The sequence below is a fragment of the Bacillus inaquosorum genome, assembly GCF_023238325.1.
In the GTDB taxonomy this organism is placed as follows: Bacteria; Bacillota; Bacilli; order Bacillales; family Bacillaceae; genus Bacillus; species Bacillus inaquosorum.
In genome coordinates this window covers 2,269,204-2,293,474 of the sequence record NZ_CP096592.1, presented here as the reverse complement: position 1 = coordinate 2,293,474, position 24,271 = coordinate 2,269,204, and the positions used below count along the sequence as shown (strand labels likewise).

The window sequence follows — 24,271 nt, the reverse complement described above, 5'->3', positions numbered from 1 at the left end:
ATGCAAGAGATTAGAATCTTGATATAATTTATTACAATATCATAGGAACACTCATATAATCGCGTGGATATGGCACGCAAGTTTCTACCGGACACCGTAAATGTTCGACTATGAGTGAGCAATGAGACCGCACGTGTACGGTTTTTTGTTATATCAGCATTGCTTGCTCTTTTTTTGAGCGGGCAATGCTTTTTTTATTCTCATAACGGAGGTAAGACAGGATGGAAGCACTGAAACGGAAAATAGAGGAAGAAGGCGTCGTATTATCTGATCAGGTATTGAAAGTGGATTCTTTTTTGAATCACCAAATTGATCCGCTGCTTATGCAGAAAATCGGTGACGAATTTGCCGCCAGATTTGCAAAAGACGGTATTACTAAAATTGTGACAATCGAATCATCTGGAATCGCTCCTGCTGTGATGACGGGTTTGCAGTTGGGTGTGCCGGTTGTCTTCGCGAGAAAACATAAATCTTTAACACTCACCGACAACTTGCTGACAGCGTCTGTTTATTCCTTTACGAAGCAAACAGAAAGCCAAATTGCGGTCTCAGGAACCCACCTGTCGGATCAGGATCATGTTCTGATTATCGATGATTTTTTGGCAAATGGACAAGCAGCGCACGGGCTCGTGTCGATTGTGAAGCAGGCGGGAGCCTCTATTGCGGGACTTGGCATTGTCATCGAAAAGTCGTTTCAGCCGGGAAGAGATGAACTTGTGAAGCTAGGCTACCGGGTGGAATCTTTGGCAAGAATTCAATCATTAGAAGAAGGAAAAGTGTCCTTCGTACAGGAGGTTCATTCATGAAAAACGGATTTGGCAAAACGCTGTCTTTAGGGATACAGCATGTGCTCGCCATGTATGCCGGTGCCATTGTCGTTCCTCTGATTGTCGGAAAAGCAATGGGCCTGACTGTCGAACAGCTGACCTACTTAGTATCGATTGATATTTTTATGTGCGGCGTGGCTACACTTTTGCAAGTGTGGAGCAACCGATTTTTCGGGATCGGGCTTCCGGTTGTGCTTGGCTGTACATTTACAGCAGTATCGCCGATGATTGCGATTGGGTCTGAGTACGGGGTTTCAGCGGTTTACGGAAGTATTATCTCGTCAGGTATTCTTGTCATTCTCATTTCATTTTTCTTTGGGAAGCTCGTATCTTTTTTCCCGCCCGTCGTGACAGGCTCAGTTGTTACGATTATCGGAATTACACTTATGCCGGTAGCCATGAATAACATGGCCGGCGGAGAAGGAAGTGCAGATTTCGGAGATCTCTCCAATCTTGCTCTCGCTTTTATCGTTTTGAGTATTATTGTGCTTCTATACCGTTTTACAACGGGCTTTATCAAATCTATCTCGATTTTGATCGGTATTTTGATCGGCACCTTCATTGCTTATTTTATGGGAAAAGTTCAATTTGATAACGTTTCGGACGCGGCAGTTGTTCAAATGATTCAGCCGTTTTACTTCGGAGCGCCGTCTTTTTACGCAGCGCCTATCATTACGATGTCCATTGTTGCAATTGTCAGCCTTGTAGAATCAACTGGTGTTTACTTTGCCTTAGGTGACCTGACGAACCGCCGTCTGACAGAGAAAGATTTATCAAAAGGCTATCGCGCTGAAGGGGTGGCTGTGCTGCTGGGCGGTATTTTTAACGCTTTTCCTTACACGGCATTCTCTCAAAATGTCGGGCTCGTACAGCTCACAGGAATCAAGAAAAATGCCGTAATTGTTGTCACGGGTGTGATCTTAATGGCATTTGGGCTGTTTCCGAAGATCGCTGCTTTTACGACCATTATTCCATCTGCTGTTTTGGGCGGAGCAATGGTGGCGATGTTTGGAATGGTGATCGCTTATGGAATCAAAATGCTCAGCCGCATTGATTTTGCGAAACAGGAAAATCTGCTGATCGTTGCCTGCTCAGTGGGACTGGGTCTCGGTGTGACAGTTGTGCCGGATATTTTTAAGCAGCTTCCGAGCGCCTTAACGCTCCTTACAACAAACGGTATTGTTGCCGGCAGCTTCACTGCAGTAGTTCTAAATATTGTATATAACGTATTTTCTAAAGCCAAAAAAACAGAACAAACAGCTGACATCACTGAGCAAAAAACAGCAGTCTAAACTCCGCCGCGGCGGAGTTTTTTGCATATAAAAAAGATCGTTGCGGAACAATGTATGCAAAGAGGTGATCGCATGGCGTTTATTTTATCCATCGGAACAAGTCTTCCTGCGTACGATGTAAACCAAGAGAAAGCGGCTGAGTTTGCCCGGTATATGTTTCAGCATTCCTTTAAAGATATTGACCGGCTGTTAACCTCCTTTAAAAACGGGCAAATTCAATCGAGGCAATTTGTCAAGCCGATTGAATGGTATAAAGAGGGTCACAACTTCGAAGAAAAAAATCAAATATACATAGAAGAAACACTTAAGCACAGCATAGAGGCTGTTCGCGAGTGCCTCTCTCATCCTGGATTTTTTCAAGAAGCCATCCCTTATGAGAAAGTGGATGCTGTTTTTTTCGTCTCCAGCACGGGCCTTTCCACACCGAGCATTGAGGCGCGGCTGATGAATGAACTTCCATTTTCTCCATATACGAAGCGGATTCCGATTTGGGGCCTAGGCTGCGCAGGAGGGGCCAGCGGACTTGCACGCGCAGCCGAATACTGCAAAGCATATCCTGAGGCTTTCGTGCTTGTCATTGCTGCTGAGCTATGCAGCCTGACATTCCAGCCGGAAGATAAAACGAAAAGCAATCTTATCGGCACCTCACTTTTTGGCGATGGCATTGCTGCAGCCTTATTATGTGGGGAGAAGGCAGACCGCAGAATGTCAAAACTAAAGCTTGTGCCGAAGTTAATGGATTCCCAATCTGTTTTGATGAAACAATCAGAAGATGTTATGGGCTGGGACTTTACTGATCAAGGATTCAAAGTCATTTTCTCAAGAGATATTCCTACTTTGGTAGAAAAATGGCTCAAAAAAAATCTACAGGTTTTTTTAGACAAACATCAGCTGTCATTTACTGATATCAGTGTTTTTTTGGCACATCCTGGCGGAAAAAAGGTGATTGAAGCATACATCAAAAGTCTCGAGCTTTCACCGGAAAAGCTTTCATCTGCACAAAGCATTTTGCAAAAGCACGGAAATATGTCTTCTGCCACAATCTTGTATGTGATCAAAGACCATCTGCTGAACGGACATAAAAAGGAAGCAGAACGGGGACTGATTGGCGCATTAGGGCCGGGATTTTCATCAGAGCTGCTGTTATTCAGCTGGGAAAAGGGGGCTTGATTTATGTTTTGGTTGTTGATCGCCATTCTCATCGCTCAAAGAGCAGCTGAAATGGCAGTAGCCAGACAAAACGAACAAAAGGTAAAGAAACAAGGGGCGATCGAATTCGGTGAGAGCCACTATCCGTATATCATCATCATGCACATCCTTTTTTTCCTGTCTTTAATTGCGGAAGTGCTGCTGATGAACAAACAGCCGTCAAGCTGGTGGATCGGTATCGCTGCGGTTATTTTAATCGTGCAGGCAGTGCGGTATTGGGCGCTTTGTTCCTTAGGAGCATATTGGAATACGAAAATCCTTGTCGTTCCAGGTGTGGAGCTTGTAAAAAAAGGCCCTTATAAATGGATGAAGCATCCAAACTATACTGTTGTTATACTAGAAATCTTATTGATTCCGCTGCTATATCAAGCGTACGTCACCATGTGTCTGTTTTCCATTTTAAATGCCGTTTTGTTAACCGTCAGAATTCGTGCAGAAGACAAAGCATTAGAGGAATACAGCATAAAATAGCGATTGAAAATCATTTTCATTCATGTTAAAATGAATTTGAAAAAGATTCTCAATCAGGATGGTGAAGCAAATGACAATGCTGTTTTTGCTTGGGGCGGTTTGTACATATAGTGTATTAATTGGTTTTGTATTAAAAGGAATCTCTAATAAATCTGTTTAATGAATCTGGAACTTGTCAAAGTTGCAGATTTTCTTTTATAGAAGCTGCCGTAATGGCGGCTTTTTTCTATTCTCTTAAAGAAATTTGGCTCATTCTTGTGTAAAATGAAAGGGAATGTATTCAGATCTTTCGAAAAATATTCACAATTGAAACGGCACAAAGGGGTTCAGATTTATGACAGAACATAACAGAAAAGAGCTTTTGCACAAAACAGGTGAAATTTATAAGCAATTCATCGAGAATCAAGATGAACAAAGGGCTGCTAAACTGGCAGCAGTCATGAAAAAAGCGGCTGATGAAGAGGTTTATATCGCATTTACCGGGCATTATTCAGCGGGGAAATCTTCACTGCTGAACTGCCTGTTAATGGAGAATATTTTGCCGACAAGCCCGATTCCGACAAGTGCTAACCTTGTTGTGATCAGAAACGGGGAAAAGCGTGTTCGGCTTCATACAACAGACGGAGCATACGCTGAGCTGAAGGGGGCTTATCAGAAAGACAAGGTGCAGCAATATTGCAAAGACGGCGAGCAAATTGAAAGCGTTGAAATTTTTGACCGGTATACTGAGATCGACTCCGGAGTTGCGTATATTGACACCCCCGGGATTGACTCAACAGATGATGCGCATTTTCTGTCGGCGGCGTCTATACTCCATCAGGCGGATGCGCTGTTTTACGTCGTTCACTATAATCACGTGCACTCTGAGGAAAATGTTAAGTTTCTCAGGTCGATAAAAGAAAGCATTCCGAATGTGTATTTTATCGTTAATCAAATTGACCGGCATGATGAGAAGGAGACACACTTTGAAGACTATAAAACACAGGTAGAGGAGATGCTTTGCAATGAAGGCATTTCAAAGGAATCACTTTATTTTACGTCAGTAACAGAACCAAATCATCCGTTCAATCAGATTGGGAGCCTGAGAGAAGAATTAAAAAGAATAAAACAACAATCAAAAAGCAATTTGCAGGCTTTAACAGAACAAAAAGTCCGCAATCTGCTGAAGGAACATACCGAAATGCTTTTGAAAGACGAAACAGACGGTCCAAGCTTTGCTGAACAGCTTGATACACAAACTGATCTGGTCCAATCGCTGGGTAATCAATTGGATGAGGCGGCAAAACAAGCGACTGAGGCAGAAAACAGGATGCAGGAAGAAATCAATCGAATTTTAAAAAACGCCAACCTGACGCCTTTTGAAATGCGTGAATTGGCAGCTGCATTTCTAGAATCGCGAGAGCCTTCTTTTAAAACCGGCTTTTTCTTTTCTAAAGCAAAAACTGCACAGGAAAGAGATAGAAGACGGAATGCTTTATTCTCTGATGTGACAAAACGAACAGAGGCCGAAGCAGATTGGCATATGATAGACACGTTCCATAAACTCGCCAAGACATATGATGTTCATACAGTTGAAAGTGAACAGCTGATTCAGGCCTATCGCACTCCGCTTGAAATTGATATCATTGAACGCGCGGTCAAGCATGGTGCAGCTTTTTCTTCTGAATATGTATTGCAATATACAAAAGACTTGGCAGAGCTTATCCGCAAAGAGGCGAAGAGAGAAGCGGCAGACATCATAAAGGCGCTGGCCGCGATGCTGAAAGAGCGTGTTTCCGAAGACGTGCAAACGATCAATGGCCGGCTCATTCAGGAATCAGAAAAACTTGTCCTTCTCCAAGAACAGGCCCGTTTAGAGAATAATGCCCGCGAGAAAGCCGATCGCTTATGGGCCATTTGGGAAGAAGAGTCAGCATGCCCAATGCACATAGACACTGACTGGTTTAAAACGAAGAAAAAAACAGTGGCGGCTCCAGAACAGAAACGAAGTCAAGGCCAGCAGACACAGCAGCCAATACAGAAACCAGAAATCAAAATGGAACAAGAACTGCCGCTTCAAGACCAGATCAAACGTTTTTACACATTATCTGACCGTTTAGGCGAGTACAGTATGCTGTCAAAGCAAACCTCAGCCTTTCGGGAAAGGATTAAAAGGCTTGAGGAACGGAAATTTACACTTGCGCTTTTTGGAGGATTCAGCTCGGGGAAATCATCATTTGCCAATGCGCTTGTCGGCGAAAGGGTGCTGCCGTCCTCACCAACGCCAACCACAGCCACAATTAACAAAATCACAAAACCAGCCAATGGCAACATCAACAAAACAGCGGATGTGGTGTTTAAGACGGAGGATGACATAACGGCTGACATTTTGCAGCTCACCGGGATACAAGAAGAACCGACAGGCCGTTCTTTCACAGAGAAGTGGGAAAAGGCAGTCAAAAAAAGCCGGATGCAGGAAGAACATATTAAATTAATCAGCAACTTCCTGCTTGCATACGAAAAGTATCACCAATATATACAGGAACAAAAGAAATTAACGATTCCGCTGTCTGAATTAAAGCCGTATGTGGCAGAGGAGGCAACGGCCTGCGCTGTGAAAGAGGTAACGGTCTATTATACATGCCCGCTGACTGAAAAAGGGATTACAATAGTTGATACGCCCGGCGCGAGCAGCATGAATAAACGGCATACAGAGCTGGCGTTCCAATATATTAAAGATGCCGATGCGTTTTTTTATATGACCTATTATCAGCACTCCTTCTCGAAAGGAGACCGTTCGTTTTTGCGCAAGCTCGGGCTGGTGAAAGAATCGCTCAGCATGGATAAAATGTTTTTCGTCATTAATGCATCAGACCTTGCGAAAGATAAATCAGAGCTGGAAACAGTGACCGATTATGTCAGCACAGAGCTTGTAAAAGAAGGGATTCATAGTCCGCAGCTCTTTACCGTATCAAGTAAGGAGGAACTGCTGGGAAAATCGGAATCATTTTATAACCAGTTCCCGAAAGTAAGAACGCACTTAGACCGGTTTATCGAAGTTGATGTAAAAAAAGCCGCAGCTGCACAACTCAGTTCGGAAGCAGACAAACTATGCGAAACTGTTTTCCAGCTTCACCAATCACAGCATCAGTCCAAGGAAGAAAAGGAAGCGCAGAAACAGCGCCTTATGCTGTCATTTGAGCGGACAGCAGCCGAAATCGAGAAACGGCGGAACTCAGAAACCATCATTGAGAAGGTAAAAAAAGATACAAGAGAGCAGCTTTATCACATAACACAGCGACTATCTTTTTTTGCGAATGATTTACTAAAATCAGCATTTCATCCGGGGCTTCAGAACGGGGATTGGAAAAAGAACGTCGGGAAGGCAATGAAAATCGCCTTACATGAGTATCAGTTTGAATATGTTCAGGAAATCAAAACACTTGATGTTCGTATGAGCGGTTTCATCGAGCGGCATATCACCGAAGAGTGGCTGGAAAGCTTTCAAAAAACATTAAACGCGGACGGTTATTTTTCCATTTATGCGGGTGATCAGCATTCGACCGGCATACAGCTGAAGGAAGTTGAACCGAAAATAGATGTACGTGCCTTCGAGCAGGAACAAAAAGAGGTCAAATCACCGAAGCACTTTTTTGAACAAAAAGGAAAAGCGGCCTTCATCGAAGCTGTACGGATGAAGCTCACGAAAATCACAGAGGATTGGGTGAAAAATGAAGAAGAAAGCCTTATCTCTCATTACACAGATCACCTCAGGCGCTTGCAGGAAGATATGGCTGAAAAAGCAATGACACAAATAAAAGATCAAAAAGATACGTATTTAGGAGGATATGGGGAAGGGGAACATGCGAAAGAAATTGAAAAGGCATACCAAGCATGCATCTCCTGGAAAAGATCAGACAATACAATAAAAATGTAAAATTCAGTTGGCTTGTATTTCAAGTCATGATAGACTAAATAGAAAAAAGCGAGATGAACGATTCATGTCAGAGGTACATAAAGCAATTTCAGCACATTCATCAAAACAGCACGAGCATATCAAAGCATTTATGCGTCTTGAAAACATGCGTGAACTGGCCATTGAAGAAGCGGTTTCAAAATGCAAAAACGATGAGCCTTTTACTACAGATGCGATTAATGAAATTACCGAGCAGATCAATCAGCTCGCCAAAAAAGGGATCGTACCGACAAGACGCCTTGTATCAACGGAAATGGTCAGAGAATACGTAAGCCGTATGTAAAGCTGGATGATCCTGTCGCGAGTGAATCTCCTGCCGGAAGCATATACTATGTGTATCCGACGTAAGGGGGGATTCATGTTGGGCAGAACAAAGCTGGGAAACAGAAATGCACAGGCGAATAACAATGCCAAAAAGAAAAACGGATTTCAAACCCATTTTGACTCTTACGCAGGACGCGAAGCTGAAAAGCTGATCGCCAGCAACAAAAGACACAACGACTGATGTTATTAAAACAGTATCTCTAATCGAAGAGATGCTGTTTTTTATTTTTAGGCTGCTTTATGGTAAAATAGAAAGAATGAAAGAAAAGGGAGTTATCTTATGAATAATAATAAACTATTGCTAGTTGACGGCATGGCTCTTTTATTCCGGGCGTTTTTTGCCACGGCCGTGCATCGCAACTTTATGATAAATGACAGCGGGGTGCCGACGAACGGCGTCAACGGGTTTTTAAAGCATTTGATCACAGCTGTGGAAACATTCCAGCCGACACATGTCGTCTGCTGCTGGGACATGGGGAGCAAAACGTATCGAAATGACCTGTTCCAAGATTATAAGGCGAACCGCAGTGCACCGCCTGTAGAGCTTATTCCGCAGTTTGATTTGGCAAAGGAAGCGGCCGCTGAGCTTGGGATTATGAACATCGGCTTTGCCGGGTATGAAGCGGATGATTGTATCGGAACTCTTGCCGGTTTATTTGCAAATGAAGCTGACATTACAATCGTAACAGGGGACAGAGATTTACTTCAGCTGTTAACGGATGAAGTGAGTGTGGCCTTGCTCCAAAAAGGAATCGGAAATTATAAAGTCTATACAAAAGAGACTTTTTATGAAGAAACAGGCGTCCTGCCGAAAGCTTTGATTGATATTAAAGCGCTTATGGGTGATTCCAGTGATAACTATCCTGGTGTCAAAGGGATTGGAGAAAAAACAGCCTACAAACTGATTCGTGAATACGAAACGATTGACCGTTTATTAGAAAATCTTTCTTTGCTTCCGAAGGGGCAGCAGGGGAAAATTCAGCAAGGTTTGAGCGATTTGGAGATGTCGAGGAAGCTTGCGGAAATTCATTGCTCTGTGCCGCTGGTCTGCACACTGAAAGACGCTCTATTTACACTGCAAATGGAGCAGGCGGCTGACATGCTTCGCCGCCACCAAATCAAAGGAATTGAGCGTATGCTCGAAAAGCTGAACGCTAGAGAGATCGTGTAAGATCTTCTCTAGCGTTTTGTATTGCTTTTTTTGGCTCTTTCCTCAAGCTCTGTTTTAGGGTCATCATGTGTATTGCCTTCCAGGTCGCCTTGCGGAGTCACACCGCCGGTCAGCCGGCCTTTATCTTTCTTTTTCATGTTTGTTCACCTCGTCATTAGGATGACCATTGATCGAGATTTAATTCTTATCATTCAGCCGAATCGCTTCTTTTGCCAGCTGGTCGGCTTTTTGGTTTTGCTTGCCCGGTATCCATTTGATGAAAAAAAGAGGGAAGGCCGCTTTTAATCGGATGATTTCTTCTACATACGGGTGATATGTTTTATTTTTGACCATTTCAAACTCAGCGGCCCGTTCCACAATATCTGAATCGGTTCGAAAGGAAACAGATTGATAACCGCGCTCTGCACATAGCTTCATCCCTTCAATTAATGCAAGAAATTCCGCTTCCTGGTTTGTATGCATTCCGACTGGAATAGAGAAAGATTCTGCTTTTCCTTCATGTTTGATAAAAATGCCGACACCGGAAGGCCCGGGATTACCGGCGCTTGCGCCGTCTACATAAATTTCTGTAGGCATTATGAACTCCTTTCATCATTTGGTATCATTTTTTTCGCTGCATAAGCATAAGGCAATGAAATCAAAGATACCGCAAACTTAATCAAATATGTAGAAATAAAAATATGAAGCCAAACGCCTGCCGGATAAATGCCGAAAAAAGCGACACCAGTAAATATCAGTGTATCAAACAGCTGGCTGACTGCTGTACTGCCGCCGTTTCTGAGCCATAAAAGCCGATCAGAAGGAAATATCCTTCTAATTGCCGAATATACATAAACATCCAGCGTTTGGCTGAAGATAAAGGCAAGCAGACTTCCTAACGCGACTCGTGGAAGGAATCCGAAAATTGTTTCCAGCGCAGTTTGTGATATGTCGCTGGAAGCCGGTTCAAAAAGCAGCACGCCCTGCATGACAAATGTCAGCGTCAGGAGCGTTGAGAATCCGAGCCATACCGCTTTTCTAGCTTCAGCCGGTCCGTATTTTTCATTCAGCACATCTGTCGCAAAAAAGATTGTGCCGTACATCACATTCCCGAGCGTTGCTGTTAAGCCAAACAGTTCGACTGTCTTGACGACTTGAAGGTTGGCGCAGACTGTCGCAAAACCGATCCAAACAAACAGTCCCATTTTGCCAAATCCTTTATAAAATAAAAGAACAATGATAAAATGAATGATCGCAAAAATGATCCAAAACGAATTATTAAACAAAATGAAAAAGCTTCCTTTCCGGGATTAGATTGGTTTGATTATAGCACAAGCCCGGCAACTAATGAATGGTAAGGTGATCGTAATGAAGCTCAGACCGCATATGAAAATAGAAGCAAAAGGGACGGGATCCGTCTCATTTTTGGGTGAAGACTGGCTGACTGCTCAGCAAGCACGTATGCTAGCCAGAGAACTCAGCCGTTTTCCATACATGAAAGAGCTCGAGTTTGAAGACGAGAAAGGCGGCAGCTGGACGCTGAAGGAATTGGAAAAGCTAACCGAGGAGCTTGCTCAAGAGCCTGATGATATTACTGTTTACTTTGACGGCAGTTTCGATAAGGAGAGCGAACTGGCCGGACTCGGAATCGTCATTTATTATTCATTGGGAGGAATCCGGCATCGCTTGAGAAAAAATAAAAGCTTCCGGCTGAAAACCAATAATGAAGCTGAATACGCGGCGCTATATGAAGCAATAAGAGAAGTAAGAGAGCTTGGGGCAAGCAGAAATTCAATTACGATCAAAGGGGACTCACTTGTTGTGCTGAATCAGCTTGACGGCAGCTGGCCTTGCTATGATCCGTCGCATAATGAATGGCTGGACAAAATAGAAGCACTCCTTGAATCGCTGAAGCTTACCCCAACCTACGAAACCATACAGCGGAAAGACAACCAGGAAGCTGACGGCCTCGCTAAAAAAATTCTATCCCATCAATTCGTAGAAAGCCACACGAAATTAGACCGTAACGGAGATGACGATATTGGATAAGAAAATGATTTTTAAAGAACTGACAGAACTGCACGATGAATACTGCAAGGATTGTTTTATTAAGAAGCAATTTCGCAAGGAATTTGGCAAAACCTATGCGCATTCATTTTGCATTAATAAATGTACGGTGGGTGAAAAGCTGAAAGCATACGGCGATGTTTTAACCAATCACTAAAGAATAAAAACCGCAGAAGCTGCGGTTTTTATTCTTTGAATTCATCAAGCTGATGCTGGCTATCATCCAGCAGCTGCTGTTGCTGCTGAACAAATTCAGGATCATCGAGAGCTGCCAGCTCTTCAGATTGTGACAGTTCTCTTGCATCCTCAATAGCTTGGTATGCGGAATCGACTAATGTTGTGCTTTGGCCTCTCGTCGCAGCTCCTGTCGTTTTTTGCGCTGTTTCCACCGCTAGTTCCAGCTGCCGCTTATCAGTAAATCCAGTCTGATCCTCTTTATGAAATTCTGATGTCACAAAAAACACCTCCGCAACTATTTTGCAGAGTTTTTTTGAAATTTATGTACCAAAATAGAAAATAAAACGAAAATAAGCCGATATAACTATTGAACCAGAATAAATAGGTCTGCTTTACTATTTGAGGTATCTTGGCAGAGAAGGGGAACGCAGCTATGGATGATAAAGACTTGAAGTCGATCCTTCACAAAACATTTATAGAAATATACAGTGATTTAGAAGAACTGGCGGATATCGCGAAAAAAGGGAAGCCGTCAATGGAAAAGCATGTTGCAGAGATTGAACAGAGGTGCAAACAAAATATTTTGGCTATTGAAATTCAGATGAAAATCAAATAGGAGAGGCAAATGCCTCTCCTCTATTTGTCGTCATGTATTGAGTTTAGAGTTTTACAACATTAGAAGCTTGAGGTCCACGATTACCTTCGACAATTTCAAAAGAAACTTCTTGTCCTTCTTCTAATGATTTGTATCCTTCTCCTTCGATAGCTGTGAAGTGAACAAATACATCGTCTCCGCCTTCAACTTCAATGAAGCCGAATCCTTTTTCGTTGTTGAACCATTTTACTTTACCGTTTTGCATATTGCTTAATTCCTCCTAGTACTGTAGCACCCGTGTGCTAAAAAAAATTTTGTCATCATTTAACGTTGATTCATTGTTAAATGATGGTTCAACTATACACCATCTGGGAGCACCCGTCAAGTTGCGAAACTGCTTATTTTTCAAAAGAAGGGCAAATTTCGCAAAAAAATGTAACCGCTTTTATAGATGGGTGAATATAAATAAAAAGAGCACACGATTTTCGTGTGCTCTCTATGAACATCATTAAGATAGCGCTTTGGCTTTTTGTTTGGATGTCATCATTTCTGATTCCTTCAGGATATCCTCTAAGATCACTTCAGAGGAGTTTGCTAAATGAAGCTCCTTAATGTTTTTCTTCATGCGCTGTAAGGTATCTTCATCTGCGAGAAGAGAAGTGACTGACTCGAGAATCTCTTCATGACGGTTCACGACAATGGCAGCTCCGCGATCTTCAAAGAAGTTTGCATTTTCTTTTTCCTGGCCAGGCACGGGTTTGTACAGAATGACAGGCACACCGATGGCAGTTGCTTCTGTCAAAGTAATGCCCCCAGGTTTTGTAATCATGCAATCTGTGATCCGGAACAGCTCATCAATGCGCTCCACATAGCCAAGAACTTTTAATTTTTCACCGTTTTCTGCTTCAAGCGTGCTTAAAGATTCTTTTAAAGCCGTATTTTTCCCGCACACGACAACCACTTGCACATGATCATCTTTGACAAGATTTTCGCACAGCTCTTTTACGTTCTTTAGTACACCGTGGGCGCCTGCCATAATAAGAAGCACTTTTTTGTTTGGTGAAAGATTGTACTTTTTATATATCGGCTCCACCGGCAGGGATTCTTCAAATTGCGGCCTGATTGGAATTCCGGTGATTTTCACGTTGCTTGGATGAGTGCCGATCTCCAGCAGTTTTTCCTTCACATAATCTGTCGCCACATAATATTTATCCACGTTTTCGTGAACCCAAATTTTATGAAGGCAAAAATCAGTCATAACGTTGAAGGTAGGAATGACTCTTCCTGTTCGGCGTCTGTATTCCGGCACGACGATCATCGGAAATGTATTAATAATAATATCGGGCTGATGTTCCTCGACAAGTTCGCCCAATCGTTTATTACCCATTTTAAAGTAAATATTAAATTTACGTTTATTATAGATTTTGTCAACTCCGTAATAAAACAAACGATAAAACTGTTTCCCGATTGAGAAGCTTTTTAAATAAAGGTACTGAGTTACCTCTGAAACAATCGGATTTGACTCTTGGTACAAATTAGAAACTGTTACATGCTGAAAGCCGAGACGTACACATTGCTCGTAAAGCGTTTTGGCTACCTGCACATGTCCATTTCCGTAATTTGCAGTCAAAATTAATACTCTTTTATTGGTATTCAAGTAAATTCACCTCAATGTAATCAACAACAAGCAAGCTTCATGCATCGTAAGGAGTTATTGTCTATACATAAACATAACACAAATACATAATTGAATTATTAATGCAGTGAAAAAATTAAGCTAATTTTAAATGATTTGGATTCCAGTATTTTAAATTTTTGTTATACGCAGACTGAATCAGATGTATTTTATCATATTTTTTGCTCAGCGTATCACTAAAAAAAGAAAAATTAGTCCCATTCGTAAGGAGTTTCTTGGTAAACGTAATAATTCAGCCAGTTCATAAACAATAATGTCGCATGCGCTTTCCAGCGATTCACTGGCTCTTCGCTGTCTTTTGCGAAATAATGTTTAGGCGCCTCGACAGTAGAAAGGTTTCGCTCCAGATCTCTTTCATACTCTTGAAGAAGCGTATTTGTATCATATTCGGGGTGCCCTGTTAAAAAGACTTGTTTTTCGTCTTTTGACACAATTAAGCAAACCCCAGCTTCCTTTGATGCGGATAGAATATTTAACTCGGGCACTGCTTGAAGCTGTTCCATATTTATATCTGTATGCCGGGAATGCGGCACGTAGTATAGCTCGTCAAAACCTCTTACCAATCTTTCGTGTTTTGAAAGAACGGAATGTTCGAACACACCGAAGATCTTTTTCGGCATTTGAATTTTTTCCACACCGTAATGGTAGTACAAACCTGCTTGAGCGCCCCAGCAAATATGCAAGGTTGAAGTGACATTTGTTTTGCTCCACTCCATGATCTCTTTGAGCTCTTCCCAATAAGAAACCTCTTCAAACGCCAAATGCTCGATCGGCGCACCGGTGATAATCATGCCGTCAAACTTCTTGTGACGGATATTGGAAAAAGTCGTGTAAAATTCGTCAAGGTGTTCTCTTGCAGTATTTTTCGGCGTGTGTGTGCTTGGGATTAAAAATGTAAAATGAACCTGTAAAGGCGAATTTCCAAGCAATCTGAGAAGCTGAGTCTCTGTTTGGATTTTTTTCGGCATCAAATTCAATATGATAATTTTTTGCGGCCGGATATCCTGATGAAATGCTCTGCTTTCATCCATTACAAATATATGTTCACTCTCAAGCACCTGTTTTGCCGGCAGGTGTGTTGGTATATTAATAGGCAACGTGCCACCTCCATCATTTCCCCGTTTAATTTTCTTCATTATAGGAATTTTCACGCCAATTTTCAATCTATCTATAAGGGTTGATGGGGAAACAACGGAAAACTCTTTAAATAAAACGCATAGATACGCCTTTTGGTTTCACTGTAAAATGATTTTCCATGATGTATCTCAGAAGGTAAATGTAATGTTTTATAGAATGATAAGATAAAAAATGAGCCACCTGACTTTAAGGTTCATTCGACTCTTTTCTTAAGAGTTGTGATAAATGATGTTTGCATTTTGAATTGAGATATAAAAAAGGTAAAATAATCAGCACCAGGGACATAGGAGGGACTTACATGTCTATATATCATATGAAGGTACGTACAATAAAAGGGAAAGACATGACACTTCAGCCTTTTGCCGGAAAGGTATTGATGATCGTGAATACAGCGAGTAAATGCGGTTTTACTCCGCAATTGAAGCAGCTTCAGGAGTTATATGATACATATCAGCAGGAGGGCCTGGAGATCTTAGGGTTCCCCTGCAATCAATTTATGAACCAAGAGCCTGGTGACGAGGCAGACATACAGGATTTTTGCGAAACAAATTACGGTGTTACGTTTCCTATGTTTTCAAAAGTAGAAGTAAACGGGAAAAACGCCCACCCGCTGTTTGTGTATTTGACAGAGCATGCGAAAGGAATGCTGGGAACTAAGGCGATCAAGTGGAATTTCACAAAATTTGTTGTGGACAGAAATGGAGAAATCGTTGGCCGATATTCTCCCAATACAAATCCGAAAGAGCTGGAAGACGTTATCGTGAAGCTATTAGGGCAATAAAGAGGGTGTTTTTGTGAAGGAATTGAAGCAGACAGAGCAAATCAGGACATGGGTTCAATCTGTCCTAACCGGCGAAAGCTCTGGACATGATTGGCATCATGTATCAAGAGTTGCAGATCTTGCTGTGTATATTGGAGAAAAGGAAAATGCGGATTTGTTCATTGTTGAAACGGCGGCTTTGGTTCATGATTTAATTGATGTCAAGCTGCCTGACACGGTCAGGCTTTCAGTGAGTGAAGTTTATGAACAGCTCGTTTTTTTCGGAGTTGGAAAAGAGGCTACTGACAAAGTGATTGATATTATCACAAGGATGTCCTTTCGGGACAGGGAAAAGCTGGCGGAAGAGCCGCTCTCAATTGAGGGGAAAGCCGTACAGGACGCTGACAGGCTTGATGCGATCGGTGCTGTCGGTATTGCGAGAACTTTTATGTTTGCGGGCGCAAAAGGCCACAGCCTTTATGGAGATGATCAAAGCGCCTACGCTCATTTTTTTCATAAGCTGCTGCGGCTGAAAGATATGATGAATACAGACACTGCACGGGAACTGGCAGAAGAAAGACATGATTTTATGATCCATTTTGTCCGCCAACTAGAAAAAGACATACCCGGGATTGATGCCAAAACGTCGTAATAGAAGGCTTGCTGTGACTATGATAGAATAAGTCACAGATATGCTATAGGAGGACGATCATGAAGATAAAATCAATTGAACCTACGCCAAGCCCGAATACAATGAAGGTCATCTTAACGGAAGAGCTTCCGGCGGGCAAAAGCAATAACTATAAACCGGATCAAGCAGAAGGCGCACCGCCTGTTATAGCGGAAATCCTTAAAATAGAAGGGGTTAGAGGTGTCTACCACGTCGCTGATTTTCTTGCTGTTGAACGGAACGCAAGATACGACTGGAAAGACATTTTACCGCAAGTCCGCTCTGCATTTGGGATGGAAAGTGCTGAAAGTGCAGAAGAAAACCGCTCTGATCAAGAGTCTTTTGGAGAGGTGAAAGTTTTTGTGCAGATGTTCAGCGGCATTCCTATGCAGGTCAAATTGACGGATGGGGAGCGTGAAGAGCGCTTCGGGTTACCTGAACGCTTTCAGCAGGCGATCTTAAAACTCAGATCTGAAGCTTCAAATGTTGTGTTTGAGCGGGCCTGGAAAGAACAAGGCGTCAGATTCGGCGACTTTAATGAAATCGGTCATGACGTGACAGAAGAGCTTCAGGCCGCATACAGTGATGAACGGCTGAAACGGCTGACAGAAGCAGCCGCTCAGGGAAAGGGCGAAGCAAAACAAGCTGTACAGCGCAAAGCGTATAAAGTAACGCTTGATATGCTGGATGATGAGGACTGGAAAAAGCGTTATGCACATCTCGAGCAGATGGATCCGAAAGAGGAGGATATCCCGGTTTTACAGAAGGCATTGGATGATCCCAAGGTGTCCATTAGAAGACAGGCTGTTGTGTATTTAGGAATGATTGAAACACCTGATGTTCTTCCTTTATTGTATAAGGCACTTGAGGACAAAGCTGTCTCAGTGAGAAGAACGGCCGGAGACTGCCTGTCTGATATCGGCGACCCTCAAGCTATTCCTGCTATGATCAAATCGTTAAGCGACTCCAGCAAGCTTGTTCGCTGGCGTGCGGCTATGTTCCTGTACGAAGTCGGCGATGAAAGTGCAATTGAAGCTTTGCGCGCTGCCGAAGATGATCCCGAATTTGAGGTCAGCCTTCAAGTGAAAATGGCGCTTGAGCGTATTGAGCATGGAGAAGAAGCAAAAGGTTCGGTTTGGAAACAAATGACAGAGAGCAGAAAAAAAGGAGACTAGAAAGAAAAAGGTGCAGATCATGCACCTTTTTTTGTGAATTCACTTTTTATAAAAATTATTTCGAATATTGTTGAAAAATGCCCGAAAACTATTTATAGTAAGTAACAATATTAATAGTTGGAGGGTTCACATCGACAGAAAACTATATAAATATAAAAACATGAAGGAAACAATTAAGGCGAGGGCGGCCTGTATTTTATCTTTTTGCAAAAACAGCCCACAAATAAACTGAAAATTGTTAAAATAAAATCCAGTCTAACAATTGAAAGTATTTAGGAGGATCACCATGGCAGAATTACGCAGTAACATGATCACACAAGGAATCGATAGAGCTCCGCACCGCAGTTTGCTTCGTGCAGCAGGTGTAAAGGAAGAGGATTTCGGCAAACCGTTTATTGCGGTTTGTAATTCATACATTGATATCGTTCCCGGTCATGTTCACTTGCAGGAGTTTGGGAAAATCGTAAAAGAAGCAATCAGAGAAGCCGGGGGCGTACCGTTTGAATTTAATACCATCGGAGTAGATGACGGCATCGCGATGGGGCATATCGGTATGAGGTATTCGCTGCCGAGCCGTGAAATCATTGCCGACTCTGTGGAAACGGTCGTATCCGCGCACTGGTTTGACGGAATGGTCTGTATTCCGAACTGTGACAAAATCACGCCGGGAATGCTTATGGCGGCAATGCGCATCAATATTCCAACGATTTTTGTCAGCGGGGGGCCGATGGCGGCAGGAAGAACAAGTGACGGGCGCAAAATCTCCCTTTCCTCAGTATTCGAAGGGGTAGGCGCTTACCAAGCCGGAAAAATCAATGAAAACGAGCTTCAAGAACTAGAGCAGTTTGGATGCCCAACGTGCGGGTCTTGCTCTGGAATGTTTACAGCAAACTCAATGAACTGTCTGTCCGAAGCACTTGGACTAGCTTTGCCGGGTAATGGAACCATTCTCGCGACATCACCGGAACGAAAAGAGTTTGTCAGAAAATCGGCTGCGCAATTAATGGAAACAATTCGCAAGGATATCAAACCGCGTGATATCGTCACAGTAAAAGCGATTGATAACGCCTTTGCACTCGATATGGCGCTCGGCGGTTCAACAAATACCGTTCTTCATACGCTTGCTCTAGCAAACGAAGCCGGCGTTGAATACTCTTTAGAACGCATTAACGAAGTCGCTGAGCGCGTGCCGCATTTGGCCAAGCTGGCTCCTGCATCAGATGTGTTTATTGAAGATCTTCATGAAGCGGGCGGCGTGTCAGCGGCGCTGAATGAACTTTCCAAGAAAGAAGGAGCGCTTCATTTAGATGCGCTGACTGTTACAGGAAAAACACTTGGAGAAACCATTGCCGGACATGAAGTGAAGGATTATGACGTCATCCATCCGCTGGATAAACCATTCACTGAAAAGGGCGGCCTTGCTGTTTTATTTGGCAATCTGGCTCCAGACGGCGCTATCATTAAAACGGGCGGCGTACAGAACGGAATTACGAGACACGAAGGTCCGGCTGTCGTATTTGATTCTCAGGATGAGGCGCTTGACGGCATAATCAACCGGAAAGTAAAAGAAGGCGACGTCGTCATCATCCGATACGAAGGGCCAAAAGGCGGACCTGGAATGCCGGAAATGCTGGCGCCTACTTCCCAGATCGTTGGAATGGGACTCGGGCCAAAAGTGGCATTGATTACGGACGGGCGTTTTTCCGGAGCCTCTCGAGGCCTCTCGATCGGCCACGTATCACCAGAGGCCGCAGAGGGAGGACCGCTTGCCTTTGTTGAAAACGGAGACCATATCATCGTTGATATTGAAAAACGTATCTTGGATGTACAAGTTCCAGAGGAAGAATGGGAAAAACGGAAAGCGAACTGGAAAGGTTTTGAGCCTAAGGTGAAAACTGGCTACTTGGCCCGTTATTCTAAACTGGTGACAAGCGCCAACACCGGCGGTATCATGAAAATCTAGACAGCGGGAATCACTTTCTCCTATTTTAAGTCGTGAACATTTGAAATCCGGCCCTCTCTATAGTATCCTTTACATCAGATGAAGGATAATAGAGGGGGCTTTTTTTATGTCAATGGCTTATGAAGAATACATGCGCCAGCTTGTCGTACCGATGCGCCGCGAGCTGACTGGAGCAGGTTTTGAAGAATTAACAACAGCGGAAGAAGTAGAAAACTTTATGGAAAAGGCAGAGGGCACAACTCTTGTAGTGGTTAACTCTGTGTGCGGCTGTGCGGCAGGCCTTGCGCGTCCTGCGGCAACACAGGCAGTCCTCCAGCACGATAAAACACCTGACAATACAGTGACTGTATTTGCGGGCCAAGATAAAGAAGCTACTGCAAAAATGCGTGAGTATTTTACTGGCCAGGAGCCTTCTTCACCGTCAATGGCTCTTTTGAAAGGCAAAGAAGTCGTACATTTTATTCCGCGTCATGAAATTGAAGGACACGATATGGAAGAGATCATGAAAAATCTGACCTCTGCCTTCGATGCACACTGCTAAATGCCCGTTTTCCGGGCATTTTCTTTTTGGGAGTATAGAAGATGATAACAACAAGCTATAGACCGACTGAACACACCATAAAAACCGCAAAGCAGCTTTCTAAAGAGCTGGGCATGCCATATTGCGGCCGAAATAAACAAACCGTTGAAAACCTGCTGAAGTCAGCTAAACGTGATTTGCTTGTGGTCGGCAAAGAGCGGTTTGAACTTTATACGAAACAAGGTGCCAAATTCTTTTTTCATCCGAATACAGCGATGTTTAGAGCCAAACGCTTCTTACGGGGGGAGCAAGAGCCGATGCTTCAGGCAACTGGTTTATCGGAAGGGGATACGTTTTTAGATTGCACACTCGGACTGGGTTCGGATGCCATTATCGCAAGTATGGCAGTAGGCGAAACGGGCTCTGTGATTGGGATCGAAAAAAACCATCTTGTATCCGTTTTGGTGAGGACGGGACTGCATTCATGGGAAACGGACATAGAAGAGCTTCAAGCTGCAATGAGAAGAATCCAAGTGGAGAATGGGGATTGCTTTGAATATATCAAGCAGCTTCCTGACGACTCTGTTGATGTAATTTATTTCGATCCAATGTTTCATGAGCCTGTAGAGACATCTGACGGCATCGCACCTTTACGGGATTTGGCAGAGGATTCAGTTTTGCATGAAGGGTGTATCATAGAAGCGGTGCGCGTTGCCAGAAAAAGCGTAGTGCTTAAAGACCACTGGAAAAGCCCGCGATTTGAACAGTTTGGTTTTCACGTCATGAAAAGAAAAACAGCACTGTTTCATTATGGCGTTATTCAAGCTGCAAGTAAAACAAGCCCGTGATTACTCTCACGGGCTTTCTGTTAATCGGTGACTTCCATGACGACAAAGTATAACAATGTTAAGAGTGAAACTGTGGCAAACAAAGCGTCAATCATGCGGAAAGCCTCCTTTCATAGTATATTGTAAGCGTTTTTACACATGCGGCAAAGCAACGAATCTCCTAATTTCCATATCAGTTTCATATAGTACATGACTTGCATGTTTCGGGTGTGCTAAAATAAGAGAAACATGACAATAAAATAGAGAGGAATAAGCAGTCATGAAATTGTGGATGAGAAAGACCCTTGTGGTTTTATTTACCATCGTAACGTTCGGGCTCGTATCTCCTCCGGCTGCTCTTATGGCGGACAAGCCCTCCGGACAGCCGAGCAGTCTTGAGCAGAATGATTACACCGCTTTTTATGATGAGCATGACCTGTACGATGATTATGAGTCGGAAGACAGGCGCGATCCTGAACTGCTTTTTCAATCGTACAGGGAACAGCTCCTTGACAGCGTTGAGGATCAGTCCTTTTTGAAATTCGGCAGCAAAATCGCTCCTGTCATTGAGGATGACTATCGGAATGAGATCCTGCCGAAAATCGAAAATGTGATTAGTGAATTTTTAGCAACATTGCAAGATGATGAGGCGTATCAAGATGTTGTGATCTCCAGCAAGCCTTCAGCGGGCAAAACAGAAAAAATTTTCAACGTTTACAATCGGACGACTGGAGAGGATCTCCTCAGATTCCACGTGCGAAGAGACCACCCGCCTCATGACGGCTACTGGTTTAATTTTCACTATCATACAGCAGAAGATGGATTTCAATCACATCATGAGCTTGGGAGCATTTACTGGGACCGCAACACGCCTCCCAACTGGATGAGTGCGTAAAGGAGATGCCATTAGACATGAAAAAGTACACAATGAATGAAATGGTCGATATAACAAAAGATATGCTGAACAAACGGGGCGTTATGATAGAAGATATTGCGCAGATTGTTCAAAAGCTTCAGGAAAAATATAATCCAAATCTGCCGCTCAGTGTATGTATGGAGAATGTAGAAAAAGTGCTGAACAAACGTGAAATTATTCATGCTGTATTAACAGGACTTGCGCTTGATCAGCTTGCTGAGCAGAAATTGCTTCCTGAACCGCTGCAGCACCTTGTTGAAACGGATGAACCGCTTTACGGCATAGATGAAATTATCCCGCTTTCAATCGTCAATGTGTACGGGTCGATCGGTTTGACTAACTTCGGTTATCTAGATAAAGAGAAGATTGGAATTATTAAGGAACTTGATGAAAGTCCAGACGGTATCCATACCTTTTTGGATGATATTGTGGCAGCACTTGCGGCAGCAGCGGCGAGCAGGATTGCCCATACGCATCAGGATCTGCAAGATGAAGAAAAAGAACAGGATGAAAAGCCTGTCGTCAGCTGACTATAAAAAAATCATTTCTGGGTTCAGAAATGATTTTTTATTGTGTTACACTACTAGAAGACTACTTTTAAAGGATGAAAAAAATGAAACAGTATAAGGATTTATGCAGGTATGTTTTAGAGCATGGCGAAAAAAAAGGAGACCGGACAGGGACCGGAACAATTAGCACCTTCGGGTATCAAATGAGATTTAATTTACAGGAAGGCTTTCCGATGTTGACCACTAAAAAACTCCACTTTAAATCAATTGCACATGAATTGCTTTGGTTTTTAAAAGGGGATACCAATGTACGCTATCTGCAGGAAAATGGAGTGCGGATCTGGAATGAGTGGGCTGATGAAAACGGTGAACTCGGGCCTGTATACGGTTCACAATGGCGTTCTTGGCGGGGAGCTGACGGGGAAACCGTTGATCAAATTTCCCGTCTTATTGAGGATATTAAGACAAATCCGAATTCCAGACGCTTAATCGTCAGTGCCTGGAATGTTGCTGAAATTGATAAAATGGCGTTGCCGCCGTGCCATTGCCTGTTCCAATTCTACGTGTCTGACGGCAAGCTGTCCTGTCAGCTGTATCAGCGCTCTGCCGATGTTTTCCTCGGTGTGCCGTTTAACATTGCTTCTTATGCCCTGCTAACCATGATGATTGCTCATGTGACTGGGCTTGAACCGGGAGAGTTTATTCATACATTTGGCGATGTCCATATTTATCAAAACCATATTGAACAAGTCAATTTGCAGCTGACAAGAGACATTCGCCCGCTTCCGAAGCTTCGTTTCGCCAGGGAGATTGATTCTATTTTCAACTTTGCATTTGAGGACTTTATCATCGAGGATTATGATCCGCATCCTCATATCAAAGGAGCGGTAAGCGTATGATTTCGTTCATTTTTGCGATGGATGCCAACAGGCTTATCGGCAAAGACAATGATTTGCCGTGGCATTTACCCAATGATCTTGCGTACTTTAAAAAAGTAACATCGGGCCATTCAATCATTATGGGCCGAAAAACATATGAATCCATTGGACGTCCGCTTCCAAACCGGAAAAATATTGTTGTCACTTCAGCGCCGGCTTCAGAATTTCCGGGATGCACGGTTGTCAGTTCATTAAAGGATGTGCTGGACATTTGTTCAGGTTCTGAGGAATGCTTTGTGATCGGAGGGGCTCAGCTCTATACAGCGCTGTTCCCTTATGCGGACAGACTGTATATGACCAAAATTCATCACGAGTTTGAGGGTGACCGTCACTTCCCTGAATTTGATGAAACCAATTGGAAGCTGGTTTCTTCTGAGCAGGGGATCAAGGACGAAAAAAACCCGTACGATTACGAATTTCTAATGTATGAAAAAAAGAATTCTTCTGAAGCGGGAGGATTTTAATTGGTTCGTTACAGCTTGCTAGTAGTTTATATTGTGTATATGCTGTTAAAAAATATGAAACAATTATTTAATCAAACGATGCTTGACCCCCGTCTGTCATACAAAAAACAGATGACTCTTGTCTATGAACAGCCAAAGGCGTTTATGGAAGGCTGCATCGGCATCACCGGTTCAGTTGTGACGATCCATCAGCTTGAACCAATACCGCGCGGTCCTGTTTTGTATGTGCATCCCCGTTTGCGTTTAGCTGAACTGGCCTTAATTGCTGGATATATTGAGGAACCGGCCGGCTTTATCGCTAATCCAAAAGTATTTCGCTTGCCTTTTATCGGGCAATGGCTTAATCGGATGGATGTGATTGCAGACGGCAGTTCAGAAAAGGTATATGAAGATGTGACGAAACAGCTTGAAAAAGGACAAAGCCTGATTCTTTCATTAGATGGTTCTATAGATCCTGTTGAACTTGCGGCCCGCTATCATCTTCCGTTGGTGATGGTGGAAACGAAAGGGACAGATGAACTGCAAAAGGGATCGATTTTTAAACGTTTAAAACCGGCAGACATTGAATTGTCATTTTCAAAAGCTTATATACCTGCAAATGAAAAGCAATTACGTGCATAAAAAAGCGC

31 protein-coding genes and 1 riboswitch are annotated in these 24,271 nt (G+C 43.1%); of the genes, 23 read left to right on the top strand and 8 right to left on the bottom strand.

Translation table 11 applies throughout. From position 1 onward, the window contains the following. The first annotated feature begins 31 nt into the window (after window positions 1-31). Window positions 32-131: riboswitch (purine riboswitch) on the top strand. A gap of 90 nt (window positions 132-221) precedes the next feature. From xpt to exnP, 9 genes are all read left to right on the top strand, one after another. Continuing rightward, a complete protein-coding gene (gene xpt / locus M1M80_RS11285; protein ID WP_004397964.1) occupies window positions 222-806 on the top strand; it encodes a xanthine phosphoribosyltransferase in 585 nt (194 codons plus the stop codon). Continuing rightward, entirely contained in the window at window positions 803-2,119 is a 1,317-nt protein-coding gene (gene pbuX, locus M1M80_RS11280; RefSeq protein WP_060398875.1) for a xanthine permease PbuX, read from the top strand. The genes xpt and pbuX overlap by 4 nt, the downstream gene beginning before the upstream one ends. 72 nt (window positions 2,120-2,191) lie before the next feature. Continuing rightward, on the top strand, window positions 2,192-3,289 hold the full coding sequence (locus M1M80_RS11275) for a type III polyketide synthase (RefSeq protein WP_060398874.1): 1,098 nt from the start codon (window positions 2,192-2,194) through the stop codon (window positions 3,287-3,289). Window positions 3,290-3,292: 3 nt separating this feature from the next. Beyond that, window positions 3,293-3,799: an alkylpyrone methyltransferase gene (gene bpsB / locus M1M80_RS11270; protein WP_004397961.1), complete on the top strand. Its 507-nt coding sequence runs from the start codon at window positions 3,293-3,295 to the stop codon at window positions 3,797-3,799. Between the two features lie 70 nt (window positions 3,800-3,869). Then, window positions 3,870-3,959 carry a Fur-regulated basic protein FbpC gene (gene fbpC, locus M1M80_RS11265; RefSeq protein WP_100069434.1) on the top strand — a complete coding sequence of 30 codons (90 nt, stop codon included), beginning with the start codon at window positions 3,870-3,872 and terminating at the stop codon, window positions 3,957-3,959. Between the two features lie 174 nt (window positions 3,960-4,133). Continuing rightward, window positions 4,134-7,715, top strand: a complete 3,582-nt coding sequence (gene dynA, locus M1M80_RS11260; protein ID WP_060398873.1) for a dynamin GTPase — start codon at window positions 4,134-4,136, stop codon at window positions 7,713-7,715. 64 nt (window positions 7,716-7,779) lie between these two features. Then, a complete protein-coding gene (locus tag M1M80_RS11255; protein ID WP_004397958.1) occupies window positions 7,780-8,037 on the top strand; it encodes a YpbS family protein in 258 nt (85 codons plus the stop codon). A 75-nt stretch (window positions 8,038-8,112) separates the two neighbouring features. Then, window positions 8,113-8,259 (top strand): hypothetical protein, encoded by a 147-nt coding sequence (locus M1M80_RS11250; protein ID WP_003230761.1) that lies wholly within the window; start codon window positions 8,113-8,115, stop codon window positions 8,257-8,259. Window positions 8,260-8,358: 99 nt separating this feature from the next. Continuing rightward, window positions 8,359-9,249: a 5'-3' exonuclease ExnP gene (gene exnP, locus M1M80_RS11245; protein ID WP_060398872.1), complete on the top strand. Its 891-nt coding sequence runs from the start codon at window positions 8,359-8,361 to the stop codon at window positions 9,247-9,249. 8 nt (window positions 9,250-9,257) lie between these two features. On the opposite strand, the gene sspL is transcribed toward exnP, so the two are convergent. From sspL to M1M80_RS11230, 3 genes are read right to left on the bottom strand one after another with little or no spacing between them, the layout of a single operon-like run. Beyond that, window positions 9,258-9,386 (bottom strand): small, acid-soluble spore protein L, encoded by a 129-nt coding sequence (gene sspL, locus M1M80_RS11240; RefSeq protein ID WP_004397949.1) that lies wholly within the window; start codon window positions 9,384-9,386, stop codon window positions 9,258-9,260. A 40-nt stretch (window positions 9,387-9,426) separates the two neighbouring features. Continuing rightward, the gene (locus M1M80_RS11235) at window positions 9,427-9,825 is read right to left on the bottom strand and encodes a reverse transcriptase-like protein (RefSeq protein ID WP_004397948.1); all 399 of its coding nucleotides are present in this window, start codon (window positions 9,823-9,825) and stop codon (window positions 9,427-9,429) included. Continuing rightward, the gene (locus M1M80_RS11230) at window positions 9,825-10,514 is read right to left on the bottom strand and encodes a queuosine precursor transporter (RefSeq protein WP_004397946.1); all 690 of its coding nucleotides are present in this window, start codon (window positions 10,512-10,514) and stop codon (window positions 9,825-9,827) included. The genes M1M80_RS11235 and M1M80_RS11230 overlap by 1 nt, the downstream gene beginning before the upstream one ends. Before the next feature lie 82 nt (window positions 10,515-10,596). Here M1M80_RS11230 and M1M80_RS11225 point away from each other — a divergent pair, with 82 nt between their 5' ends. Both M1M80_RS11225 and M1M80_RS11220 read left to right on the top strand, forming a co-directional pair. Further along, complete coding sequence (locus tag M1M80_RS11225; RefSeq protein ID WP_004397945.1) at window positions 10,597-11,277, top strand: ribonuclease H family protein; 681 nt, start codon at window positions 10,597-10,599, stop codon at window positions 11,275-11,277. Beyond that, the gene (locus tag M1M80_RS11220) at window positions 11,270-11,452 is read left to right on the top strand and encodes a zinc-finger domain-containing protein (RefSeq protein ID WP_004397944.1); all 183 of its coding nucleotides are present in this window, start codon (window positions 11,270-11,272) and stop codon (window positions 11,450-11,452) included. The genes M1M80_RS11225 and M1M80_RS11220 overlap by 8 nt, the downstream gene beginning before the upstream one ends. A gap of 28 nt (window positions 11,453-11,480) precedes the next feature. Here the strand turns inward: M1M80_RS11220 and M1M80_RS11215 are convergent, their stop codons facing one another. Then, window positions 11,481-11,750, bottom strand: a complete 270-nt coding sequence (locus tag M1M80_RS11215; RefSeq protein ID WP_019258711.1) for a DUF2564 family protein — start codon at window positions 11,748-11,750, stop codon at window positions 11,481-11,483. Between the two features lie 155 nt (window positions 11,751-11,905). On the opposite strand from M1M80_RS11215, the gene degR reads away from it, so the two are divergent. After that, window positions 11,906-12,088 (top strand): transcriptional regulator DegR, encoded by a 183-nt coding sequence (gene degR, locus M1M80_RS11210; RefSeq protein WP_004397939.1) that lies wholly within the window; start codon window positions 11,906-11,908, stop codon window positions 12,086-12,088. A gap of 43 nt (window positions 12,089-12,131) precedes the next feature. Here the strand turns inward: degR and cspD are convergent, their stop codons facing one another. From cspD to metA, 4 genes are all read right to left on the bottom strand, one after another. Further along, window positions 12,132-12,332 carry a cold-shock protein CspD gene (gene cspD, locus M1M80_RS11205; RefSeq protein WP_003153604.1) on the bottom strand — a complete coding sequence of 67 codons (201 nt, stop codon included), beginning with the start codon at window positions 12,330-12,332 and terminating at the stop codon, window positions 12,132-12,134. Window positions 12,333-12,347: 15 nt separating this feature from the next. After that, on the bottom strand, window positions 12,348-12,476 hold the full coding sequence (locus M1M80_RS11200) for a hypothetical protein (RefSeq protein WP_142394361.1): 129 nt from the start codon (window positions 12,474-12,476) through the stop codon (window positions 12,348-12,350). A gap of 99 nt (window positions 12,477-12,575) precedes the next feature. Further along, window positions 12,576-13,724 carry a diglucosyl diacylglycerol synthase gene (locus M1M80_RS11195; protein ID WP_060398871.1) on the bottom strand — a complete coding sequence of 383 codons (1,149 nt, stop codon included), beginning with the start codon at window positions 13,722-13,724 and terminating at the stop codon, window positions 12,576-12,578. Window positions 13,725-13,954: 230 nt separating this feature from the next. Continuing rightward, on the bottom strand, window positions 13,955-14,860 hold the full coding sequence (gene metA / locus M1M80_RS11190; protein ID WP_060398870.1) for a homoserine O-acetyltransferase MetA: 906 nt from the start codon (window positions 14,858-14,860) through the stop codon (window positions 13,955-13,957). Window positions 14,861-15,198: 338 nt separating this feature from the next. On the opposite strand from metA, the gene M1M80_RS11185 reads away from it, so the two are divergent. The 11 genes from M1M80_RS11185 to M1M80_RS11135 all read left to right on the top strand — a co-directional run bounded on the left by M1M80_RS11185 (window position 15,199) and on the right by M1M80_RS11135 (window position 24,263). Further along, window positions 15,199-15,681, top strand: a complete 483-nt coding sequence (locus M1M80_RS11185; protein ID WP_019258708.1) for a glutathione peroxidase — start codon at window positions 15,199-15,201, stop codon at window positions 15,679-15,681. A gap of 13 nt (window positions 15,682-15,694) precedes the next feature. Then, window positions 15,695-16,312, top strand: a complete 618-nt coding sequence (locus tag M1M80_RS11180; protein WP_060398869.1) for an HD domain-containing protein — start codon at window positions 15,695-15,697, stop codon at window positions 16,310-16,312. Window positions 16,313-16,371: 59 nt separating this feature from the next. Further along, window positions 16,372-17,505 carry a conserved virulence factor C family protein gene (locus tag M1M80_RS11175; protein WP_060398868.1) on the top strand — a complete coding sequence of 378 codons (1,134 nt, stop codon included), beginning with the start codon at window positions 16,372-16,374 and terminating at the stop codon, window positions 17,503-17,505. A gap of 286 nt (window positions 17,506-17,791) precedes the next feature. Further along, entirely contained in the window at window positions 17,792-19,468 is a 1,677-nt protein-coding gene (ilvD, locus tag M1M80_RS11170; RefSeq protein WP_019258705.1) for a dihydroxy-acid dehydratase, read from the top strand. Window positions 19,469-19,574: 106 nt separating this feature from the next. Continuing rightward, window positions 19,575-20,009, top strand: coding sequence for a bacilliredoxin BrxA (brxA, locus tag M1M80_RS11165; RefSeq protein ID WP_004397896.1), 435 nt, complete (start codon window positions 19,575-19,577; stop codon window positions 20,007-20,009). 41 nt (window positions 20,010-20,050) lie between these two features. Then, the gene (locus M1M80_RS11160; RefSeq protein ID WP_060398867.1) at window positions 20,051-20,836 is read left to right on the top strand and encodes a class I SAM-dependent methyltransferase; all 786 of its coding nucleotides are present in this window, start codon (window positions 20,051-20,053) and stop codon (window positions 20,834-20,836) included. A 259-nt stretch (window positions 20,837-21,095) separates the two neighbouring features. After that, entirely contained in the window at window positions 21,096-21,710 is a 615-nt protein-coding gene (locus tag M1M80_RS11155; RefSeq protein WP_060398866.1) for a YpjP family protein, read from the top strand. Between the two features lie 17 nt (window positions 21,711-21,727). Further along, complete coding sequence (locus M1M80_RS11150) at window positions 21,728-22,261, top strand: phosphatidylglycerophosphatase A family protein (RefSeq protein WP_019258702.1); 534 nt, start codon at window positions 21,728-21,730, stop codon at window positions 22,259-22,261. 83 nt (window positions 22,262-22,344) lie between these two features. Continuing rightward, a complete protein-coding gene (locus M1M80_RS11145) occupies window positions 22,345-23,139 on the top strand; it encodes a thymidylate synthase (protein ID WP_060398865.1) in 795 nt (264 codons plus the stop codon). Continuing rightward, window positions 23,136-23,642 (top strand): dihydrofolate reductase DfrA, encoded by a 507-nt coding sequence (gene dfrA / locus M1M80_RS11140; RefSeq protein ID WP_004397873.1) that lies wholly within the window; start codon window positions 23,136-23,138, stop codon window positions 23,640-23,642. The genes M1M80_RS11145 and dfrA overlap by 4 nt, the downstream gene beginning before the upstream one ends. Beyond that, window positions 23,643-24,263 (top strand): lysophospholipid acyltransferase family protein, encoded by a 621-nt coding sequence (locus tag M1M80_RS11135; RefSeq protein WP_060398864.1) that lies wholly within the window; start codon window positions 23,643-23,645, stop codon window positions 24,261-24,263. Window positions 24,264-24,271: the final 8 nt, after the last annotated feature.

Bases quoted from the DNA above. Each gene is read 5' to 3' on its own strand.
- xpt (WP_004397964.1), top strand. From the start codon at position 222: ATGGAAGCACTGAAACGGAAAATAGAGGAAGAAGGCGTCGTATTATCT.
- pbuX (WP_060398875.1), top strand. From the start codon at position 803: ATGAAAAACGGATTTGGCAAAACGCTGTCTTTAGGGATACAGCATGTG.
- M1M80_RS11275 (WP_060398874.1), top strand. From the start codon at position 2,192: ATGGCGTTTATTTTATCCATCGGAACAAGTCTTCCTGCGTACGATGTA.
- bpsB (WP_004397961.1), top strand. From the start codon at position 3,293: ATGTTTTGGTTGTTGATCGCCATTCTCATCGCTCAAAGAGCAGCTGAA.
- fbpC (WP_100069434.1), top strand. From the start codon at position 3,870: ATGACAATGCTGTTTTTGCTTGGGGCGGTTTGTACATATAGTGTATTA.
- dynA (WP_060398873.1), top strand. From the start codon at position 4,134: ATGACAGAACATAACAGAAAAGAGCTTTTGCACAAAACAGGTGAAATT.
- M1M80_RS11255 (WP_004397958.1), top strand. From the start codon at position 7,780: ATGTCAGAGGTACATAAAGCAATTTCAGCACATTCATCAAAACAGCAC.
- M1M80_RS11250 (WP_003230761.1), top strand. From the start codon at position 8,113: ATGTTGGGCAGAACAAAGCTGGGAAACAGAAATGCACAGGCGAATAAC.
- exnP (WP_060398872.1), top strand. From the start codon at position 8,359: ATGAATAATAATAAACTATTGCTAGTTGACGGCATGGCTCTTTTATTC.
- sspL (WP_004397949.1), bottom strand. From the start codon at position 9,386: ATGAAAAAGAAAGATAAAGGCCGGCTGACCGGCGGTGTGACTCCGCAA.
- M1M80_RS11235 (WP_004397948.1), bottom strand. From the start codon at position 9,825: ATGCCTACAGAAATTTATGTAGACGGCGCAAGCGCCGGTAATCCCGGG.
- M1M80_RS11225 (WP_004397945.1), top strand. From the start codon at position 10,597: ATGAAGCTCAGACCGCATATGAAAATAGAAGCAAAAGGGACGGGATCC.
- degR (WP_004397939.1), top strand. From the start codon at position 11,906: ATGGATGATAAAGACTTGAAGTCGATCCTTCACAAAACATTTATAGAA.
- cspD (WP_003153604.1), bottom strand. From the start codon at position 12,332: ATGCAAAACGGTAAAGTAAAATGGTTCAACAACGAAAAAGGATTCGGC.
- M1M80_RS11185 (WP_019258708.1), top strand. From the start codon at position 15,199: ATGTCTATATATCATATGAAGGTACGTACAATAAAAGGGAAAGACATG.
- M1M80_RS11175 (WP_060398868.1), top strand. From the start codon at position 16,372: ATGAAGATAAAATCAATTGAACCTACGCCAAGCCCGAATACAATGAAG.
- ilvD (WP_019258705.1), top strand. From the start codon at position 17,792: ATGGCAGAATTACGCAGTAACATGATCACACAAGGAATCGATAGAGCT.
- brxA (WP_004397896.1), top strand. From the start codon at position 19,575: ATGTCAATGGCTTATGAAGAATACATGCGCCAGCTTGTCGTACCGATG.
- M1M80_RS11160 (WP_060398867.1), top strand. From the start codon at position 20,051: ATGATAACAACAAGCTATAGACCGACTGAACACACCATAAAAACCGCA.
- M1M80_RS11155 (WP_060398866.1), top strand. From the start codon at position 21,096: ATGAAATTGTGGATGAGAAAGACCCTTGTGGTTTTATTTACCATCGTA.
- M1M80_RS11150 (WP_019258702.1), top strand. From the start codon at position 21,728: ATGAAAAAGTACACAATGAATGAAATGGTCGATATAACAAAAGATATG.
- M1M80_RS11145 (WP_060398865.1), top strand. From the start codon at position 22,345: ATGAAACAGTATAAGGATTTATGCAGGTATGTTTTAGAGCATGGCGAA.
- dfrA (WP_004397873.1), top strand. From the start codon at position 23,136: ATGATTTCGTTCATTTTTGCGATGGATGCCAACAGGCTTATCGGCAAA.